Source organism: Bacteroidota bacterium (genome assembly GCA_039111535.1).
In the GTDB taxonomy this organism is placed as follows: Bacteria; Bacteroidota; Rhodothermia; order Rhodothermales; family JAHQVL01; genus JBCCIM01.
This window is the reverse complement of sequence record JBCCIM010000135.1, coordinates 1-18654: the sequence shown is the minus strand read 5'-3', so window position 1 is coordinate 18654 and position 18654 is coordinate 1. Positions and strand designations below refer to the sequence as shown.

Sequence of the window (18654 nt, the reverse complement as noted above, 5' to 3'; positions counted from 1 at the left end):
GATCACACAAAGCGCCCATTCATTGATGATATCTTGTCTCGTCTTCCTGTCTCTGAAACATCCACTTCCGTAACTTTGACAGTGTAGTTCAAGGCAGCCGGACGACTACTTTTAGCGCGTTTTGGTAAACCCTACACCCACATGGCAGACCGGCTGGCTTATGCTGATCTATTTATGCCGATTGACGCAATGCTCGACAACGCACGATACAGCGCTGCCTCACCGCTAATTCGTGAAGTGCTGGCCGGCCAAATGGTGTCGTGCATGATTGAGCAATGGGGTAAAGAAAACTTCCTGGAGAACTACAACACCTGGCAGCCTGGATCCGAAGAATGGCCGCACCTCGTTCACATGTGGGATCGCTGCCAGGAAGCTGGACAGGCGCGCTATAAACCCGTACCCAAGCGATCTGTGCCGGCTGGTAACAGCTTCCAGCGCGGGTTCAACTTTGCACATGAGGGATACGGTATCGTCAATGGCTACGGATCGCGAGAAGCCGACGCCGCAATAGACAAGTTGAAAGACATGGGGACAGATGCAATTTCTGTTATCCCCTACACGTTCATGCGCGACCCAAATCGAGCTGTGCCACTGCGCCTCGCCAACACGGCTGGCGATGAAAACGATGGCGCTGTTGCCCATGCCACGCGTTATGCACAGTCGATCGGTTTTACTACGATGATCAAGCCGCAGATCTGGTTGCGGGGTAGCTGGCCCGGTGACATCGAAATGGCAACTGAAGAAGAGTGGCTGCAGTTTTTTGAATACTATGAGCATTGGATCACCCATTACGCCTTGCTCTCCGAAATTTTTGAGGCAGACATCCTCTGTATTGGCAATGAAATGAGCAAAGCCACCATGCTGGATGAGGCGCGGTGGTCTGGTTTTGCAAACAAGCTACGCGCCATCTACAGCGGCCAACTGGTGTATGCACCGAATTGGGGTGAAGAATTTGAAAGCCTCTCGTTTTGGGATGCGTTCGATTACATCGGGGTTAACAGCTACTACCCGTTGTCGGAGTTAGACGAACCCACCGATGCTGATTTGCTTGCCGGCGCCCGCGCAGTTGTGCAGCGGATGGAAAAAGTCTACAACACGTACAAAAAGCCGATTCTCATCACAGAGATGGGGTATCCGAATAGCAATATGCCCTGGAAATTGCCGTATCAGGAAGATCGGCAGGGGCCGGCGAATCCTGAACACCAGGCCCGGTGTTACAAAGCCATGGTTGAAGCACTAAAGGATGTAGACTGGTTAAAAGGGGTCTACTGGTGGAAGTGGCCGAGCTACCTTGACCGCGGCGGCATGACCCATCGCGGGTTTACGCCAAACAAGAAGTTGGCTGAACAGGTTGTTACTGACTGGTATCAAACATTTTAATATAGATACGTTATGGAGCCCATCGTAAACCGTGTTGCAGAAAGTGATATCGAGGTGTTCGACCTGGCCGCGCTCTGGCAGGTTGATGGTGCTACCCCGGAGGTAGTTTCATTTGACCTGGCCCCGTTCCTTTTTCAGGGCCTGATCCTCAAAGAGAAAGATTTCCGTCCGGAAGTAAAGGCCCATGACTGGGCAGTGTATGCTGGCAAAGTGGTTGCTGTGCACTGCTCTGCTGACGCCATCGTACCCATCTGGGCATACATGCTGATTGCTTCGAAGCTGGAAGGCCACGCGTTTGTGGTTGGATTTGGGGAAGAAGAAGCGGTGATTCGCGGACATTTTGTGCGGGCCCTCGAATCAGTCGACTGGGCAAAGTACCAGGATCGGATTGTGGTCATCAAAGGGTGTGGCAACAAGGTTGTGCCTATGGATGCATACATGACTGCGACACAGAAACTACAGCAGGTAGCACGCAAACTGATGTATGGCGAACCCTGTTCGTCGGTCCCGCTGTGGCGCCGGCCGAAAGTTTCTGCTGCGTAAGTCCGGATATATTGCCAATTTCTGGCAAAAATGCCGGCAAGAGGAGTGGATAGGGTACAGATTTAAGCGCAGGATTTTGCATATTGGGTGCCAGCCTGTTCGTCTAAGTTTTTACCCATGCGGAGTGTATGGAAGCATTGGAAGGCCCCCCGAACCCGGATAAGGAAGCCGGCTTTTTTGATCGACTGGAAAACCGCATCAGAGCCTGGTCCGGTACAAGCCCCACCGCCGTAAAGTCTGTTGCCTTTTACAAGCAGTACCAGCGATACGTCCCTGCTGCCTTCTTTTTTGGAGGTGTGGCTTGGGATAGCGCAACGCTTGATCGTATTGATGCCCTCCTGGATACGTCCCTGCTTTTGATCTACATCATCGTACTGGGAACGCTTATCGTTACTGCGCTGATTGTTGAGCGTGGCGAAATTCAGACACCCTGGTTGTTGAAATACCGTACCTGGTATCCGGCAGTCATTCAATTTTTCCTTGGCGCGCTCTTTAGCGCCTATTTCATTTTCTACCTGCAGAGCACATCCCTCTTTTCGGAAAGTATGATTTTCATCGTCATACTGGTGATCCTGCTGATTGCCAACGAATTTTTGCAAAGCCGGCTGCTGAATCCGTACCTGCTATTTGCGCTGTATTATCTGGCTTGTGTCTCTTTCTTTATTTTCTTCTTGCCCATTGTTTTCAAGCAACTGGGGTACGGTATATTCATTATCAGCTGTGTGATCGGATTGTGGATTACCGGCGCGATGCTGTATCTGCTAGACCGGAAGAACATCTTTGAGGGAAAAAGACCAGTGTACTACATTGCCTCGATTTTGGTGGGGTTGTTTGTGATGTTGAACGTGTTTTACATGCAGAACTGGATTCCTCCGGTGCCGCTTTCGTTGAAGGAAGGGGATGTTTTTCGCCGGGTTGAGCGGTCTGGGGATGATTTTGTGCTGGCGTATGCGACGCCCCAGTGGTACGAGTTCTGGGTGGATTCAGACGAACGCTTCTATTATGCAGAGGGGGATACGGTCTTTGGGTTTGCAGCCATTTATGCGCCGGCTGAGCTGGAGACCAATATCTACCACGCGTGGCATCATTTTGATGAAGAGAAAGACAACTGGGTACAGACAGACCACATTGCTGTGGACATCGAAGGGGGCCGGCGCGGTGGGTACCGGACATACACCCGCAAACGCTTTGTAGAGGCCGGCGCCTGGCGGATCGACGTGAAAACGGAAGATGATCGGGTCTTGGGGCGTATTGGATTTGATATTGTGCCGGTGGACAGTACGGTGACGTCCGTGCAGACCCGGACGTACAGGTAAACGGGCAGCAACATGAACATCGATCTTACAGGGAAAACCGTACTGGTGACCGGCGCAAGCCGAGGCATCGGCAAAGCCATTGCGCAGGCGATGGGTGAAGCGGGCGCGCGCGTGGCGGTACACTACAACAATACGGCTGCACCGGCTGAAGCATTGGCTGCAGCGCTGGGTAACGGTGCGTTTGCGATACGAGCCAATCTGGCAGACCCTGAAGCTTGTGATGCGTTGTTTGCACGTGTGGTTGCAGAAATGGGCCGGCTGGATGTACTGGTAAACAATGCCGGTGTATCTGTGCAAATCCCAATGGCTGCAGATTCAGCAACGTGGTTTGCCGGATGGCAACACACCATGCTGGTAAACCTGATGGCGGCTGAACTCCTTTCACGGCACGCCATCACACACTTTCAAGTCAACGGTGGTGGCCGCATTGTTAACATTGCTTCAAGGGCTGCTTTTCGGGGCGATCAGCCAGACTATATGACCTATGCGGCATCTAAAGCCGGCATGGTGGCGCTCACCAAATCAGTTGCGCGCGGTTTTGGCAAAGATGAGATCAAGGCCTTTGTTGTTGCGCCTGGGTTTACACGGACAGATATGGCGGCAGATTTTATCGAGACCTATGGTGAAGACTACGTCCGGGATGACATCGCGCTGAACCGGTTGACGGAGCCGGCAGACATCGCGCCACTGGTTGTGCTGCTGGCGAGCGGAATGGCAGATCATGCTACCGGCACGTCGATTGATGTTAATGCCGGCAGCTACGCGCACTAGGGCATGTGGACAATTTACTTTGGGCGTGTTTTTTGATCTGATCGTGATGCTGGACTTGATGCTGGACTTGATTCAGTCTGGCCAGGCAGGGACGGTGTAGTGGAAAACGGAAGCTAGCTTGTTTGACCTTCTGCCTGATGCACATGCAGAGTTAGTCCGCAAACGATGAAAACGGCACAGAGGCTTATCCAAAGATGAACGAGACAGCATTGATGCGGGAAGGGACAAAGGTCGCTGCCATTCTGCGGGAGAATGGCCATGTAAAAGATGCTGAAGCGCTTGAGCTTGAACTGGCCGTTCAATCAAACCTGAAGCTTCAGCTGGAGGCAGCAGAAAGAATCGAAACCATGTGCCATATCAAATCGCTTGGTGATAAAAATATCAAAACCATGGCATGGACGGCATGGCTGGGTAACCTGGGGCGGTTGCGAAGGGCGACCTCCCAAACAATCAAAAAATTGAGCAGGGAAATCGCCGGCGCTTAACAGAATCTTTTGTTGAATTCAGGTCCATTGTTCGGCTTCCGATATCACCCGTTTATTATAGCCGGATTCCCATACTCAGATACAGTTCCTGTTGGTAGCCTGAGACATAAGCACGTTTGTTTTCATTGTAGCTGTACGCCACGCGACTAATGAGCAATTGCACGTACACAGTTTGCGTATGAAGGCGAAACTCTAGCCCCGCGCCGAGCGAAAACATCACATTGAGCCTGGCAAAATCTCTGTTGCGATTGCTAGATGCTGATTGGAATGTAGTCCATTCCTCCCAGGTGTTCATCTGTCGTGCATGTGCCAGTAGAACAATGTCCGGGCCGTATAATAGGTATCCGCGTCCAAGAGCTATTTTTAGATGTAGCGGAATGGCTAAGAGATGTTGTTTTGTTTGTTGTGTGCCACTGGCAATTCCGATTTGGTCGTTATATAAAGCTACAAGGGTAGCCTTGCAAGAGAAGGGCGTATAGCGTATTCCCGAGTTCAACTGTAAAGATGGCTTGATGGGGAACGTGGCTCCGATTTTAAAGCTCAGCGCGACTTTCGATGTAATTGATCCTACAGTTCCATATCCACATTGATAAAAAGGCTGACCTGTTGCTACCCCCGACTCGAGATGAAAAGAGGCGGGCTGTGCACGCGCACTTGGGCAAAGACTAAAAAAGAGCAACAAATATCCCGATAGTCGCATGAAAGTGCAGGGTTGAGGTTTTTTAGGTCAGATCATGATCGGTGATGTTCTAAATCATTGATGCATGAGGTTGTTATACAATGCCGACGCCAAACGGTTTTTAGTGTTACCAGATGATTCCATGCTATAGCGGAGCCACCAGACAGGCTACCTGATTGATTGGGTGACGATGCAGGATCAAAGAATAGCTGGCCTGCTGGCATTGGCTAGGTTTGCTTATTGTCGCGGTACTTCTGCTGCATGCCGGCCAGGAAATTGCGCAGAATCTGGTCTTTACACGTGCGGTAATGCCGGTTGCCGGGTTTGCGAAAAAAGGCGCTTAGCTCATGTTTACTTATGCGGATGTTGGCCATCTCGAGAATTTCCAATACGTCATCCGCTTTCAGGTTCAGCGCAATTTTCAACTTCATGAAAATGAGGTTGTTGGTTAGGCGATTCTCTGGTATGGGTTGCGGTCCGTCTTTTTTGCCACGCATCTCGTTGATCAAGCCGTTCAGGAAAATTGCCAGCTCAGTATCGCTGCACGCCTGATACGCTTCGTCTTCTTCTTTCTTCAACCAGTCGCTGACCTGGCTCCGCGTTACCACGTGATCTGCTGCGCCAAAGATGGCAATCATTTTTGAGTCATCAAAATCAAAAGTGTAGCGAACACGGCGCAAGACGTCGTTATTGGTCATTTTGGTCGATGGTATTAAAAAGGCGGGAATGATCAGTGGGCTTTATGCTTCACTGTTTCAATGCGGCAGCACAACAAAACTACGCCGGCAAACGAATGATTCATCCAGCGGTCTGAAAAGTGTGCGTGCTGTAGATGACAACCGCGCGAGAAAAGCGGTTAGTTGCGTTGTTCGACTGGCCGGGTTTTGTGCCAGTACCAAAACGCACCTGTTGCGAGCAAGATAACGCCAATGTTGATGAAGGGCGAGATTGCCGCTACATAGGATTGCGCCTCTTCACTGATGATAAGCATCCAAATACCATCGGGATTGGCTCTGTCTTCGCTAATGGCCCACTGGGCGAGATTAACGCCGGCGTGTAAGCCAATGGGCATAGCCAGACCACGTGAGGCTGTGGCACCCATACCAAATAGCAGCGCAGCGGGTATGACGCCCATTAGCACGGCGTTCCAGCCCCAGCCAAAAGCGATATGGCAGAGGCCAAAGGCAATGACAACAATGATTTGTGCCGGCCAAAGCCCGAGGCTATTAACCATCATGCATAAAGAGTACCCTCTGAATCCAATTTCCTCCATACACGAGAGGGCGAAGGTCGTTGCGAGAATACCTCCCACGGCGCCAAGCTGCCAACCCGTATTCAATTCAAATTGTACAGCGCCTGCGCCGGCTGCCAATGCGATGAGCAGGAGAATAACGCCAAAGATTGTTATGCCGATCAGGGTGCCGACAAGGCCACGCAAAAGACTTCCTGCATTGAATTTCATTCCTATGTGGCGAAAGGAAATTTTCTCCCATCGTACAAAGAGCAGCACAAGGGGGAGTAGTAACAGGCTACTCACGAGTCCCCATGTCATTTGTTGCCATTGTTCGGGTGCCATGAGTTTGGGCTGTGCGCCCAAAGCAATGATCGCCAGGTATCCCATCCAAAAGAGGAATACACGGCCAAGTGCCGGCAATCGCTGGTTTTGAGTTGTGGCTTTATCGTCGGTTGTCAACGATGATTCCGCTGAAGATGGATGCTTTTCTGAACGAGAGGAAATCATCATGTAGCGGCAATGTCCATTAACGTGGGGATTTGTGTGGTGCTACGCTCAGGCCAATCAATGAGTTACATGCCAGGCTTTGACGCGTGCCTTTTTGCATGTTTGGGTTATTTATGCGATTTGGAAATTGGAGGCATTTTCTGTGTTTTTTCGTGTCTACGTATTTCCGTTGTTCTGTTTTGAGCAATTTAGTACAGACAGCGGCGTTGTAATGCGGACCCGTTATATTAATGTATTGTAAGGACATCAGCGGCAGTCTCAGCCTGGTTGTACTGAGCCATATCGTGCCCTATCCAGAGGGTAGAACCAGTGTCTTCAATAAATTTTTCGAGGCGCTCCATTGATACGATGCTTTGATTTGAGTCATTATCAATGGGAAGTACACGCCGTTGTTCACGACCCACGCGGAATACATAGAGGTCTCCTGCGAGGATAACTGGACCTGTCTGTGGCAACTCAACATAGAGTACCTGGTGGCCGGGGGTGTGCCCAAAAGCCGGCAGCAAGCGTACGCTGGCGTCCACAAAAACATCATGTTCACCATCAATGATGATCTGCTCTCCTTCCTTCAGGGTGCTGTATAATTCCGGGGTATACCCAAATACACTGGCACTGTCGGAAAAAGCTGCATCGTATTCACCACGTTGCATGATCAACGTTGCACCTTCCACTTCATTGGCTACCCCTATATGATCAAAATCGAAGTGCGAATAGGCGTGGAAATCGAAGTCTTGAAGCGATAGCTCGACTTGTGCGAGTTGATCCTGGAAGGTTTTATCAAGTCGTATGCGCCAGTCAGGTTCTCTTTCTTGCCAACCATCGAAAAGATCAGCCACATTGTGACATGTTGCCAGGCTTGTGAAAAAGCACTACAAACCACTCAGGGATTTAACACACCTGGGTGAATGGTTCACTGTGTGTGGTGTTGTAGGAAGTTACAGCTTAAAACGTGTCCCAATGCTCAGGCCGATGGTTTCTTCATACACGCCGGCTAGCCCATATATAGAAGTAGCATTGCTGTAACGCAACTGAACAAAATAACTTCGAGCGCCAAGTTTTATACCTATGCGTGCGCCTACGACTGCGAGCACGTTTAGGCGGCTAAAACGATCTCCAGGTAATCGAGGTAGCATTGTATCCGGTTCAACAGGTATATCACGTGATCTATTCGATGATAAACGAACATTGAACTCAGGACCAAAAAAGAAAGCCATAGATGCATTACCGAACTGCGCATAAAAAGGAATGCCAAGATAAAAATGCTTGAATCTAGCTTTGTTCTCAAACCTCAGATCTCCAACGAAAACGTAATCTGAACTTGCCTCTGACCCGCTTACTTGGAAGAAACGGACGCCATAGCGAAAGCCCACCTTAGGCTGAGCGGAGAAGCCATGAAGAAGCGATACTGACCAATACGGATTGCTTGGCCTGAAGGAGTATATGCTTGGGTATGTCGCCGCCTCCCCTTTAGCAAGACCAGCGCTCAGGAGTAGGTCACTGTACTGAGCTTGTGCCGGCATAGCAAGGACATGAGAAAGCATCAGCACTGTTATGCTAGATTTTAGCATGATGCAAAACCTAAGAAGATGTAATTAGCTGTTGAAGTCTAAGCCCTGCTCCCCGTCTAACGAAAGCAATCCTCCCAAGCACAGATCCTAAAAGAACGGATACCGACGCTGAAAGCGCCCTGTTAAGGGGTTAAAATTGCATGCGAAAAGTAGAGAGCTGTTTTCACTGTATGATTGGAGGCTTATCATCAAGAACTAAATATTTCTTGATGATCTACATGCCCTCGCAGCAGAGTAAATTCCTATCCCTTCATTGGCGCTATAGCCATCAGAATAGTTTTTAGGACTGCCTGGGATTGGGTTTCGGGTGAAAGCGCGGTGGATGGAAACGACTTTGCCACTGCGATCAAAAACCGGGCATCCTGAACTTCCTCCTTCTGTATTTGCCTTGTAGTGCACAACACGAGGGGATCCTTGGTCTCGATGTAGGTCGTGATCCAGGACCTCGTTACTTCCAAGTGTCCAAGTAAGACTGCGGCCACCTGGATGACCTATAGGTACGACTGTGCCAAAATACTGATTCGTATTGTTGTTTGGGCGGGGATAGGGATTGGCTTTTTGGTATACATCAACAACTTGGGCGTCTTGAGGGAGATCTTTTACATGCCATACCGAAACGTCATATGCATGCGGTGGAGATTCCCATATACATTTGCCTATCGAGAATGTGCAATCTGCTTCGCTTTCTTTCCAGGTCTCAAAAAAGACTTCAGCCTCATTGGCTACAAGGGTTCCTGCCTCATAGACTTCTTCAGTAGCCAAAACATGGGCGGCTGTAACTAGAACGGGGCCGTTGTGTGAAGCCCCAATTGCTTCTCCATGTACAAGGAAACCTGTACCTCCCTTTTGTCTCAGGTTAGCCGATCTGTCGCGCACGCGACAAATAGCCTTGGCCTGACAACTGAGGTCTTCCAGTACTGAGTAGAGGTACATGTTTCGATCATCATCAAATATCGCCTCGGGCTGATAGGAAGTGTTAAAAGAGGGTGAGTCTGCTTCAGTCGTAAAGCTTTGAAGGGTATCAGAAGTCAGTTCGACTGAACCGTCTGGGTGTGTTAATATGCGTTGGGAAAGTTCGTGAAGGATTGAAAGCCGTGGGCCTTCACCTTCTTGGTCTATTTTCCATATTTCTTGAAGCTGCCGCAGATCGCCCATTAAAATGAACGCTGCCCCAGCTCCAGCAAAGGTCTGGAGCGTTTGAAGATAGCGTCGATAAAGTGTCAGGCCTTCATCCCATCGCCCCAATGCCATTTTGGCCTGTGCCAGTGCTGCGAGCTTCCATGGACTGAGCGACTCTGCAGGGCTCAACTTATTCTCAAGTTCAACTGCGATCACTGCAGCTTTTTTTAGCCGGCCCAGTGCGATGTTTTCTTGATCTGCGCGCCATGCAAGTGCTACAAGATTAGCGCCATGCCATGCTTCGTTAAGTTCAAAACCTTGTTGGTGATAAAACATGGAATCTCTGAGGTGTTGTGCAGCCTCGTCTTTTTCACCCCGCGCATGTGCAGATACAAATTCTTGCTTATAGAGCCGGCCTAATAGGCCTAAAGTTTCACTGCGTATTTTTCGTCGAGCCTCCTTCTGTTGTGTTGGAATGCCATGAAAATCTCTATCCAGTTTGCCTGCTTGAAGGTCTTGCTGAATTTGCTTGAGATTATCGCGTACAAGGTTAAGTCGGTCATCATTTTCTTGTTCTATCAGAGCTTGTGCCTGATAAATGCGTCCCATTGCTGACAAATTGTTGCCGAGCAACGATGCCACACTGAGCATGGCCTTGAAACAACGCTCGCCACGCAGTTGCTTGAGGAGCGTCTCTCCCTCTTTTCTTGTCGGGCCTTTGCCTGCCTTAATAAGTTTGGCCAGGCGCTCTATGTGCTCGTCCAAAGCGCTAGGCCCAAAGACAGCAGCATCTTTCAGAAAACGGTCGCTTAAATTGTCAAAAGACATATGTACCTATGCGAGCTTAAGAGTGTCTGGGCCTGAGATGCGGCGTATGACCGCATCGAACGGTGCTTCAACATCGAGGACCGGGCCGAGCGGGTCGGCATCTCGCAATTTTCCAAAGTCTAGCCCGGTTTCTGATTCTATTTTGGCGATTTGCACCTGGTAGGTTTCGTATTCTCCGTAGACAAAGGCAGCCTCTGTAAGATTACGAATCATTTTACCATGGGAGAGGATGTATCCAGTTGCGCTCAGTTTCCCTGTTTCCGCATTCACTATTACCGCTATTTTCCAGAATTCTTCTGGGATTGCTATGTCCTCGGCACCGGGTTGGTTACGGAGTGTTTTGTCCTCGTCTCTGAATACAGGACCGGTAAATACGCTAGCCTTGAAACCTTTTGTCCTGGTGGCTTCAAGGATATAGTCTTCAAGGCCCAGCCATTCTCTTTGGTTTAGGTTTGAGTGCTGTGGCGCACAGACCGTATAATGGAAGGTGTCTGTTTCGCCTTCCATCGCTTCTTTCTGGGTTTTACCCCAGCCCGGGTCCATTCTGCGGACCAAGTGCCCTTTGTCAAGCGGATTATTGACGTAGATGGCATTGCCAACTTGATGTGTTTTTGCAATACGTTTGTCGAGACGCCAACTTCCCTTCCGCTTAAGTTTGAATGCTTTTTCTCCATCTATATTAACCGCTGTCATAAGCGGTAAACGTCTCGTTGCGGATTGGAAAACGGAGAAGTGGCGGTACTTAAGAATATTATTTTCATCGTCCGAAACGGGTGCGACATCAGACGCCCAGGGGCCGAGGCTGGGTAACGGCACTGCAAGTTCTCCGTCACCTAAGAAACTGGCCTGATACCCCTCGCGATTTTCAAAAGCAGTTTTGACTGAAGAAGGCTCTTTCTTAGGAGTTTTAACAGTAATCTTTGTGACAATTCTTGCCCTAGCGGCAGCGACAATATCGGCGGCAACAGCATGATTTACATCACGAAATGCACCTGCAAAATGGAGGGCGGCGGCTTTGCCCGTCTCGAGGTCTATAACTGGTGACCCTGAATTTCCGCCCAGAGATGTGTAGTCGCTTGTTACTATTACGCCGTTTTCTTCTGTTCCTACAACATAGCCTGGGGCAAACCGCTTGACATCATATACATCACCAAATAAGCGTTCCATTAGTGCAGGATCATTACGCCCACCATCCTTGGCAGGATAACCGATCACCGCGATAGGTGCACCAGAACTCGGAGACCATTCAAGCAACGGGATTGGTTCTACATCACCCCTCGTTTCTACCCTAAGAAATGCGATATCGGCTTCTCTGGCTTTTGCGATATACAGCACTTCAAGAACATCTGCACGCCGTTTCATACCGCAGTCATGCTGTCGCGCGTAGTCAAGTCGTACTTCCATCTCTTCGTTGAAAGTCCCTTTCTTGAATCGGTAACTACCTGCCCATCCCGTTTCGGCAAAAATGCGTGCTACATGGCGGTTTGTTACAGCTATGTTGTCGTCTATTAGCCAGCCGGTACCGGCGTAACGCTGGCTCCAATGGTTGAAGAGGTCAACGCGGCCCACACTACGGGCGATTTTTTCCAGTTTTTCTTTCTGCTCTACAATGGCGCAAACCAGTTCGTCATCTTCTTCAACCGGGCTATTGCTCATCTTGATTAAGTCATCAATGATGAAATAGGCTGGGCGCAACTTTGCCAGGATTATGGCTTCAAATTCATGGAATTGCGGGCTTTCATACCCCCCAGCAATGCTCTCAGGCTCCACATCACCTCTGGCAACGTGTAGGACGCTCTCGTCTTTGTTGGGTAAGTCGGTGCGATAGGTTTCCCAGAGTTTCTCTACGGATTCTTTGTACTTCTTTGTAGAGCGACTAATGTATTCAAGCTGCCGGCTCATAATTCTAAAAATGTATTCACGTGTCGAGCTTTTTTAGGATACTAAAGCTTTAATTATAACCGTCCTTTGCTGTAAAATAGCTTATTTAGATGTTAAGGCAATACTGTGTTTCTACTATTTTAGAGGGATAATGAGAACATTATCGGTAAGTTTGCCCTAAAATGCTGTAGCAAAGCGTAGAGCGTTCCGAAGAGGCGATTAACTGGTGTGTTGTCGAAATTGCGAAGCTAACATTGGATCTGGTGATACCGGGCACCTGAATCCGCCGGTCTTGATTGGGATACGCGTGGTTGCGCCGGGATATGGTATCTGGGTGAGTTATCGGTAATAGGTAACTGGTAAATGAGCAACTCTTCTTAGCATATATGGCGGAGTTGATAAACGGCACCTCACATCTTTCTTATCGGCTCAGAGCTTACATGAGAAGCCTGTCACAGAATAAAAAAGGGTATTACAATGTTGAGTATGCATAACCACTATTGTATTGACTAATTCCCCAACCGTAATTTCTTCCTTAACCTGGATTGAACGTACTATATTAATAGGTACCCAATTCTCCCTGACCTGCCTTCGTTTTTCGACAGTACGAGCATTAATCGCGATGAACGCAATGATTATAAAACTAGTACGCGGCTGCTCTCTTTGTCTATTCATAGTAGTCGGTTTGCTCTCTTTCTCTTGCACACCGTCGGCGCCCACTACGCTGCGCGTCGCTACTTACAACATCGAGGACACCCGTGTACAAGACCTGAAGAATCCCGATCAGCCTCGCCTGAAGGCTGCAGCTTCTGTTTTGCAGGAGCTTCAAGCGGACATACTCCTCATCAACGAGATTACCTACGATCAACCGGGCACGCCTGGGTTTGAGGAAGGAGATGAGGTGGGGAGTAATGCTACCAGATTTGCGCGCACGTTTCTCGAACGTGCACAGCAAGCTGATGCGAAGGCGCTCCGGTACGAGGTGTTTACGGCACCGACCAATACAGGCATCGCCAGTGGGTATGATTTGGATCGAAGTACTGAAGTGCTCGATGCAATTCCCGAGGTCCCAGCTCCCGGTCCGGATGGCAAACCAGCGCGGCAAACTGCTGAAGGGCGAACATATGGTGGGGATGCGTGGGGCTTTGGCATGTTTCCCGGGCAGTACGGTATGGCACTCTACGTACGCGAAGGTCTAACAATCATGCACGACTCCGTGCGCACGTTTCGCCTCTTGCCCTGGCAAGCCATGCCGGATGCGTTGCTTCCTCTACAGCCGGGCACCGATGAGCTCTGGTACGAAGGGCCTGTTGGCGAAGCGTTTAGGTTGAGTTCGAAGAGTCACTGGGATGTGCCTGTTCGGTTACCTGATGGTCAAGTAATCCACATCCTTGCCAGCCACCCAACACCGCCAGCGTTTGATGGAGAAGAGGGCCGCAACAAACGACGCAATCACGATGAAATTCGCTTTTGGGGCGATTACCTGGACAATGCGTCGTATATCGTTGATGACAATGGACAACCTGGTGGACTGCCCGCTGGTGCTGCGTTCGTGGTGATGGGGGATCTGAATGCTGATCCAGATGAGGGGTCTTCCATTGACGACCCCATTGGTACCTTTCTGCTAGCGCATCCCCGCATCGAAGGCGCATACGTGCCTTCTGCTGATTCGATGGGGCGCACGCTCTTTCCTGACTTAGATCCTGATGACACCGCAACGTGGGGGTTGCGGGCTGATTATGTGTTGCCCTCAAGTACCACAAAGGTTGTCGATGGTGGTGTGTGGCGCCGGCCGCCGGCGTTTGATGTTGAGGTCAGCGATCACTTTCCGGTGTGGATTGACATTCAGGTGGCACAATGAATCATGTGAGCTTACTTTCTAAGGTGCTTAATTAATCAGCATCTGCCCGCCGAAATAGCGCTAGCAAAATGGGCACTTGATCGCGCTGGTCTGGCGATCATCGCTGGTAAAATCCGTCACACGAGCCGGTAATTCTATCGTAATCGTTCACGAAGCTTCTAGAATAGATGTTTTCAAGGAATTCCTTTTGCGGATTGCAGGTGCAGACGCTATACTGATCAAGTCGAGTTATTGCCTGCTCAGTTTTTAACACTCCAGACGAAAGTGATTACATGCGGATTCTGTTTTTCTCGCTGATTGTCGCTGCTGCCTGTGCCACGACAGTCGACTCTGACACGCAGCCCTCCGAAACGCTACAAGAATCCTGGGAGGCCCGGACGGACATCCCGTATCGGGTGCAGGAAGTTTATCCTGCTTTGCATAATGGTCAAATATATTTGGCGGGTGGATTTAGTCCGGACGTGGATCCTGCTGATCAGGGCATTTCCGATCGGGTCTATATTTACAACCCAGCAGCTGACCGGTGGAGTCAGGGGCCTTCATTGCCGGCACCGCGCCATCATCCTTATCTCGTGTCAACTGGCACAGCGCTCTTCTCGATCGGCGGGTTCATCGTTGCGAACGGGGGGCAATGGAGTGCCAGTAAAGACATTTTCCGATTGGACGAGACGACCGGTTCGTGGGATAAAGTCGCTGAGTTGCTCATCCCGCAGTCCGAAACAGTTGCGGCGTACATTGGAGGCAAGATCTACATTGCCTCGGGGCGAGCACCTGTTGGGGCGCAGAATGCCAATTGGAACGATCAGGGAGATATAGACAGCCTTCAGGTCTTTGATCCTACAACTTTGAATGTGTCGTTTGGCCAGGCCGCATCAACGCGGCGAAACAGTGGAGCCGGTGCGGTAATCGATGGGAAACTGTATGTCGTTGGTGGCCGTGTGGTTGGTGGAGGCAATGTTACTGCCAATGAAGTGTTTGATCCTGTGACGGGCCAGTGGCGTATGCTTGCCCCCATGCCGAATGCACAAGGTGGAATCGCAGCAGCAGCACTGGAAGGGCGTCTGTACGTATTTGGCGGAGAGTTTTTCAATAATACTGGTGGGGGCGTGTACAGCGAGTGTTGGATGTACGACCCGGCTACCGATGCTTGGTCATCGATTGCTGACATGCCGGTGCCGCGTCACGGCCTTGGGGCTGTGACGGTGGGCGAGGAAGTGTTTGTGCTTGCGGGGGCGACGCAAGCCGGTGGGTCTGGGACATCCAATCGGCTGTCCGTCTATGCTCGATGATCGAAAGGTGGGCGTATTAGTAACCGCCGACACCTGGCTACAGCATGCTAACCCCTTTTGCGACGAGCGGCTCGCTGATTGATTCGTTATCCTGTAAATTTAGTATATTCGATTCGTTTTTCTAAACTTCCCCACCGTAGCGGGAACGGGCTCTGATCATAGCTAATTCTCAATCTGCTATACGTAATACAATCAACATGACAGACGCTGCGCGTACCAAACACCGAACTATATTGAATCGCGCTATATCGTATGTCATGCTTTTCCTGTCAGTGGGCGCAGTCGCGGCATGCAGTGGCTCGAAAGATGCGTCCATGCCGGCGCCGACTGACGGTCCGCGTGTTGTCCAACCGGGTGCTCCCGGTGAGGCTAGTAGTGTCTTTGCGCTTGAGGAGCTCGATAATGTCGCCGGCGTGGCATATACGGAAGCAGATGTCCTTTTCATGCAAGGCATGATCCCGCATCATCAGCAAGCGCTCCAGATGACAGCGCTCGTCCATAAATATGCTGCAACCAATGCCGTCCGTCAGATGGCATTGCGCATGGAAATTTCGCAGCGAGACGAGATCAAATTGATGGAGGTGTGGCTCACCGAGCGGGGACAATCCATCGAGATGCCAATGGGCGCAATGCACCACGGCGGTATGCACCCTGACATGGTAGGCGGACTCCATGTGATGCCCGGCATGCTTACCGAGGAGCAGATGGAAGCCCTCTCGCAGGCCCGTGGGACCGTATTCGACCGGCTCTTCCTCGAGGGGATGATACAGCATCATCAGGGGGCCATCGATATGGTGGAAACCCTGTTCAATAGTGCTGGTGCAGCGCAGGAGTCAACAATCTTCCAGTTTGCCGAAGAGGTCGACTCGGATCAGCAAATGGAAATTAATCGGATGCGCGCGCTCCTGGAGGCGTTGCGCTAACAAGCACCCACAAGCCTGTAAAACGGCATCACCCCATTGCAAATTTAAACTTCAACCCAAGGAGAGGTATACTATGAAGGACTTCGGTCATGTATGGGGCCGTGGCCTCCTGGTTATGGCGGCACTGGTCGCTACCGTGTTCATCAACATGGACGCCAAGGCGCAGGAGACAGACGTTGCAGAGATACCCAACGCCGCGCCGCAGCCACCAGTTGCGCCGAGCCCTCCCAGCCTCGACTGGGACCCAAACGATCCGCGGATCGGACTTGGTGCCGGCTGGGCAGATGCTGAGACCGCAATCAGCGGCCTCGAACTTCTCGCAGCGATCCCGCGGGCTGAAGGCTTCTTCAACCCTGACAGGCAAGCTGACCGGCGGTTCAATAACACGGATCTGGCCTTCCGGGGTAACCGGTTAATCCAGGGAAACTACAATGGTTTCCAGGTCATCGACATCAGTAACCCGAAAGACCCCGTTTACGAGCTGTCGGTGGTTTGTCCCGGCGGCCAGGGAGACGTGTCGGTTTACGGGGATCTGATCGTAATGTCGGCGCAAGAGACCCGGGGTCGGCTGGACTGTGGGATTGAAGGCGTTGCCGATTCGATTTCTGCTGAACGCATGCGGGGCGTGCGCATTTTCGATGTTTCGGACATGGCCAATCCAACACAAGTGGCCGCCGTACAGTCTTGCCGCGGATCACACACGCACACAATTGTCACAGAGCCTGGCGACACCGAAAACATCTACGTTTACATCCAGGGCACGAGTCGGGTGCGCCCGGGTGCTGAGCTACCGGGTTGCTCCAGCGCAGACCCCGACGAAGATCCAAATACATCACTTTTCCGGATCGAGGTTGTGAAAGTGCCATTAGCTAATCCGGCTGCGGCCGAGATTGTGAACATGCCACGTATCTTTGCCAACGAAGAAGGCCAGATCGACGGATTATGGCAAGGAGGCAACCATGGGGAGGGCACGCAGTCCACGCGGATCACCAATCGTTGCCACGATATCACCGCGTATCCCGGTATTGGCCTCGCGGGTGGGGCATGCTCTGGAAACGGTATCCTTCTCGATATCTCAGATGCCGCAAACCCCCGTCGGATTAGTGAACGGGTTGACCCGAACTTTGCCTACTGGCATTCAGCTACCTTTAACAACGACGGTGATGTTGTCGTTTTTACAGATGAATGGGGTGGCGGCAGGGCACCGCGCTGCCGGTCCACAGATCCAGCCACTTGGGGTGCCAATGCCATCTTCCGTATTGGCCAGGATGGTGACATGGAACTGGCGAGCTACTACAAGCTGCCGGTGCCACAGACTGAAACCGAGAACTGCGTTGCACACAACGGCTCGCTCATTCCGGTCCCTGGGCGCGATATCATGGCAAAGCCAACAAAGACGCACGCGCGCGTTCGCCCCACGTCGCGCGCGGTATCGCAAGGTAGGCGCCGGAGAACCGCGAGAACAAGACGCCGTAGACGATGAACGCAAAGGCCAGGAAGAGCCCAGGGCCGACACCAGCGAGAAACAAGGTCGGAATGGAACTCTCTGTAACCACACCGTAAATAATCAACGGTATCGATGGCGGTATCAGAATGCCCAGTGTCCCCCCTGCAGCCAACATGCCGTAGACAAAGGGTTTGTCGTAGCCGCGCTGCGACATCTCGGGGATGGCCACGGTGCCGATGGTTGCAGCGGTTGCAACCGATGAGCCGGAGATAGCTGAAAACAACGTGCACGAGAGTATGGTTGCAACGCCGAGTCCGCCGGGCCAATGACCTACCCAGCTCTGCACGGCCGCGTACAGATCCCGCCCGACACCACCTTTGAGCAGCACATTGGACATCAGCAGGAACATCGGCACAGCCAACAGTTCGAAACTGTCCATAGAGCCGTGCAATCGCTGCGGAACCGCAACGAGTGGAAAACCCTTTAGCGCGAGCAAGATTACCCCGAGCGCGCCCAGCGTGATCGCGACCGGCGTGCGAATCAGCAGCAGCGCCAAGAGCGCGACGAGGATGAGTACCGTCTCTATGGGTGCGTCCCTTGGGTCGACTCGTCGTCGGCCCACACGCGGTAGAGTTGAACAGCACCCTGCAGCATGAGTAGCGCACTACCCACCCACACGGGCGCATGGGTCACCATTTTCGGCGGTGCAAGGTAGGTGTCTGTCGTGTGACCAGCCAGCGTCGCCTTCAACCACAACTGGTAACCGTAGTAGCAGGCAACACCGGCAAACACGAACAGCATGATGATCGCGAAGCTTTCAGCG

The 18654-nt window shown here is 51.3% G+C and carries 17 protein-coding genes and 1 pseudogene; 9 read left to right on the top strand and 9 right to left on the bottom strand.

All coding sequences use genetic code 11. From position 1 onward, the window contains the following. Window positions 1-141: 141 nt before the first annotated feature. From AAF564_18400 to AAF564_18380, 5 genes are all read left to right on the top strand, one after another. Window positions 142-1380 carry a hypothetical protein gene (locus AAF564_18400; GenBank protein ID MEM8487527.1) on the top strand — a complete coding sequence of 413 codons (1239 nt, stop codon included), beginning with the start codon at window positions 142-144 and terminating at the stop codon, window positions 1378-1380. Window positions 1381-1392: 12 nt separating this feature from the next. After that, window positions 1393-1923: a DUF2480 family protein gene (locus AAF564_18395; GenBank protein ID MEM8487526.1), complete on the top strand. Its 531-nt coding sequence runs from the start codon at window positions 1393-1395 to the stop codon at window positions 1921-1923. 128 nt (window positions 1924-2051) lie between these two features. Further along, window positions 2052-3239 (top strand): DUF2914 domain-containing protein, encoded by a 1188-nt coding sequence (locus tag AAF564_18390; protein MEM8487525.1) that lies wholly within the window; start codon window positions 2052-2054, stop codon window positions 3237-3239. A gap of 12 nt (window positions 3240-3251) precedes the next feature. Continuing rightward, window positions 3252-4010 (top strand): SDR family oxidoreductase, encoded by a 759-nt coding sequence (locus tag AAF564_18385; GenBank protein ID MEM8487524.1) that lies wholly within the window; start codon window positions 3252-3254, stop codon window positions 4008-4010. Window positions 4011-4204: 194 nt separating this feature from the next. After that, on the top strand, window positions 4205-4495 hold the full coding sequence (locus AAF564_18380; GenBank protein MEM8487523.1) for a hypothetical protein: 291 nt from the start codon (window positions 4205-4207) through the stop codon (window positions 4493-4495). A gap of 55 nt (window positions 4496-4550) precedes the next feature. Here the strand turns inward: AAF564_18380 and AAF564_18375 are convergent, their stop codons facing one another. The 7 genes from AAF564_18375 to AAF564_18345 all read right to left on the bottom strand — a co-directional run bounded on the left by AAF564_18375 (window position 4551) and on the right by AAF564_18345 (window position 12332). Further along, on the bottom strand, window positions 4551-5195 hold the full coding sequence (locus AAF564_18375) for a hypothetical protein (protein ID MEM8487522.1): 645 nt from the start codon (window positions 5193-5195) through the stop codon (window positions 4551-4553). Between the two features lie 206 nt (window positions 5196-5401). Then, the gene (locus AAF564_18370) at window positions 5402-5872 is read right to left on the bottom strand and encodes a DUF1456 family protein (protein MEM8487521.1); all 471 of its coding nucleotides are present in this window, start codon (window positions 5870-5872) and stop codon (window positions 5402-5404) included. 158 nt (window positions 5873-6030) lie between these two features. Continuing rightward, entirely contained in the window at window positions 6031-6918 is an 888-nt protein-coding gene (locus tag AAF564_18365) for a lysostaphin resistance A-like protein (GenBank protein MEM8487520.1), read from the bottom strand. A gap of 224 nt (window positions 6919-7142) precedes the next feature. Further along, window positions 7143-7751 (bottom strand): MBL fold metallo-hydrolase, encoded by a 609-nt coding sequence (locus AAF564_18360; GenBank protein ID MEM8487519.1) that lies wholly within the window; start codon window positions 7749-7751, stop codon window positions 7143-7145. Between the two features lie 99 nt (window positions 7752-7850). Next, window positions 7851-8483 (bottom strand): hypothetical protein, encoded by a 633-nt coding sequence (locus AAF564_18355; GenBank protein ID MEM8487518.1) that lies wholly within the window; start codon window positions 8481-8483, stop codon window positions 7851-7853. Between the two features lie 195 nt (window positions 8484-8678). Next, on the bottom strand, window positions 8679-10430 hold the full coding sequence (locus AAF564_18350; GenBank protein MEM8487517.1) for a trypsin-like peptidase domain-containing protein: 1752 nt from the start codon (window positions 10428-10430) through the stop codon (window positions 8679-8681). A gap of 6 nt (window positions 10431-10436) precedes the next feature. Continuing rightward, entirely contained in the window at window positions 10437-12332 is a 1896-nt protein-coding gene (locus AAF564_18345) for a DNA/RNA non-specific endonuclease (GenBank protein MEM8487516.1), read from the bottom strand. 610 nt (window positions 12333-12942) lie between these two features. On the opposite strand from AAF564_18345, the gene AAF564_18340 reads away from it, so the two are divergent. The 4 genes from AAF564_18340 (at window position 12943) to AAF564_18325 (ending at window position 17867) form a co-directional block, all read left to right on the top strand. Further along, window positions 12943-14172, top strand: a complete 1230-nt coding sequence (locus AAF564_18340) for an endonuclease/exonuclease/phosphatase family protein (GenBank protein MEM8487515.1) — start codon at window positions 12943-12945, stop codon at window positions 14170-14172. Window positions 14173-14444: 272 nt separating this feature from the next. Continuing rightward, complete coding sequence (locus tag AAF564_18335) at window positions 14445-15461, top strand: kelch repeat-containing protein (protein MEM8487514.1); 1017 nt, start codon at window positions 14445-14447, stop codon at window positions 15459-15461. 233 nt (window positions 15462-15694) lie between these two features. Then, window positions 15695-16384 carry a DUF305 domain-containing protein gene (locus AAF564_18330; GenBank protein MEM8487513.1) on the top strand — a complete coding sequence of 230 codons (690 nt, stop codon included), beginning with the start codon at window positions 15695-15697 and terminating at the stop codon, window positions 16382-16384. 73 nt (window positions 16385-16457) lie between these two features. Further along, complete coding sequence (locus AAF564_18325) at window positions 16458-17867, top strand: hypothetical protein (GenBank protein ID MEM8487512.1); 1410 nt, start codon at window positions 16458-16460, stop codon at window positions 17865-17867. Here AAF564_18325 and AAF564_18320 read toward each other — a convergent pair. After that, window positions 17764-18417 (bottom strand): annotated as a pseudogene (locus tag AAF564_18320) (TRAP transporter large permease subunit). The gene AAF564_18325 and the pseudogene AAF564_18320 overlap by 104 nt on opposite strands. Next, window positions 18414-18654: TRAP transporter small permease (locus AAF564_18315; GenBank protein ID MEM8487511.1), on the bottom strand; the 241-nt coding region annotated here is incomplete at its 5' end. The gene AAF564_18315 and the pseudogene AAF564_18320, both read right to left, overlap by 4 nt.

What these genes read in the sequence shown, in the direction of transcription:
- AAF564_18350 (MEM8487517.1), bottom strand. Translation starts at nt 10,430, where the DNA reads ATGTCTTTTGACAATTTAAGCGACCGTTTTCTGAAAGATGCTGCTGTC.
- AAF564_18380 (MEM8487523.1), top strand. Translation starts at nt 4,205, where the DNA reads ATGAACGAGACAGCATTGATGCGGGAAGGGACAAAGGTCGCTGCCATT.
- AAF564_18365 (MEM8487520.1), bottom strand. Translation starts at nt 6,918, where the DNA reads ATGATGATTTCCTCTCGTTCAGAAAAGCATCCATCTTCAGCGGAATCA.
- AAF564_18395 (MEM8487526.1), top strand. Translation starts at nt 1,393, where the DNA reads ATGGAGCCCATCGTAAACCGTGTTGCAGAAAGTGATATCGAGGTGTTC.
- AAF564_18340 (MEM8487515.1), top strand. Translation starts at nt 12,943, where the DNA reads ATGATTATAAAACTAGTACGCGGCTGCTCTCTTTGTCTATTCATAGTA.
- AAF564_18325 (MEM8487512.1), top strand. Translation starts at nt 16,458, where the DNA reads ATGAAGGACTTCGGTCATGTATGGGGCCGTGGCCTCCTGGTTATGGCG.
- AAF564_18345 (MEM8487516.1), bottom strand. Translation starts at nt 12,332, where the DNA reads ATGAGCCGGCAGCTTGAATACATTAGTCGCTCTACAAAGAAGTACAAA.
- AAF564_18400 (MEM8487527.1), top strand. Translation starts at nt 142, where the DNA reads ATGGCAGACCGGCTGGCTTATGCTGATCTATTTATGCCGATTGACGCA.
- AAF564_18390 (MEM8487525.1), top strand. Translation starts at nt 2,052, where the DNA reads ATGGAAGCATTGGAAGGCCCCCCGAACCCGGATAAGGAAGCCGGCTTT.
- AAF564_18335 (MEM8487514.1), top strand. Translation starts at nt 14,445, where the DNA reads ATGCGGATTCTGTTTTTCTCGCTGATTGTCGCTGCTGCCTGTGCCACG.
- AAF564_18385 (MEM8487524.1), top strand. Translation starts at nt 3,252, where the DNA reads ATGAACATCGATCTTACAGGGAAAACCGTACTGGTGACCGGCGCAAGC.
- AAF564_18355 (MEM8487518.1), bottom strand. Translation starts at nt 8,483, where the DNA reads ATGCTAAAATCTAGCATAACAGTGCTGATGCTTTCTCATGTCCTTGCT.
- AAF564_18375 (MEM8487522.1), bottom strand. Translation starts at nt 5,195, where the DNA reads ATGCGACTATCGGGATATTTGTTGCTCTTTTTTAGTCTTTGCCCAAGT.
- AAF564_18370 (MEM8487521.1), bottom strand. Translation starts at nt 5,872, where the DNA reads ATGACCAATAACGACGTCTTGCGCCGTGTTCGCTACACTTTTGATTTT.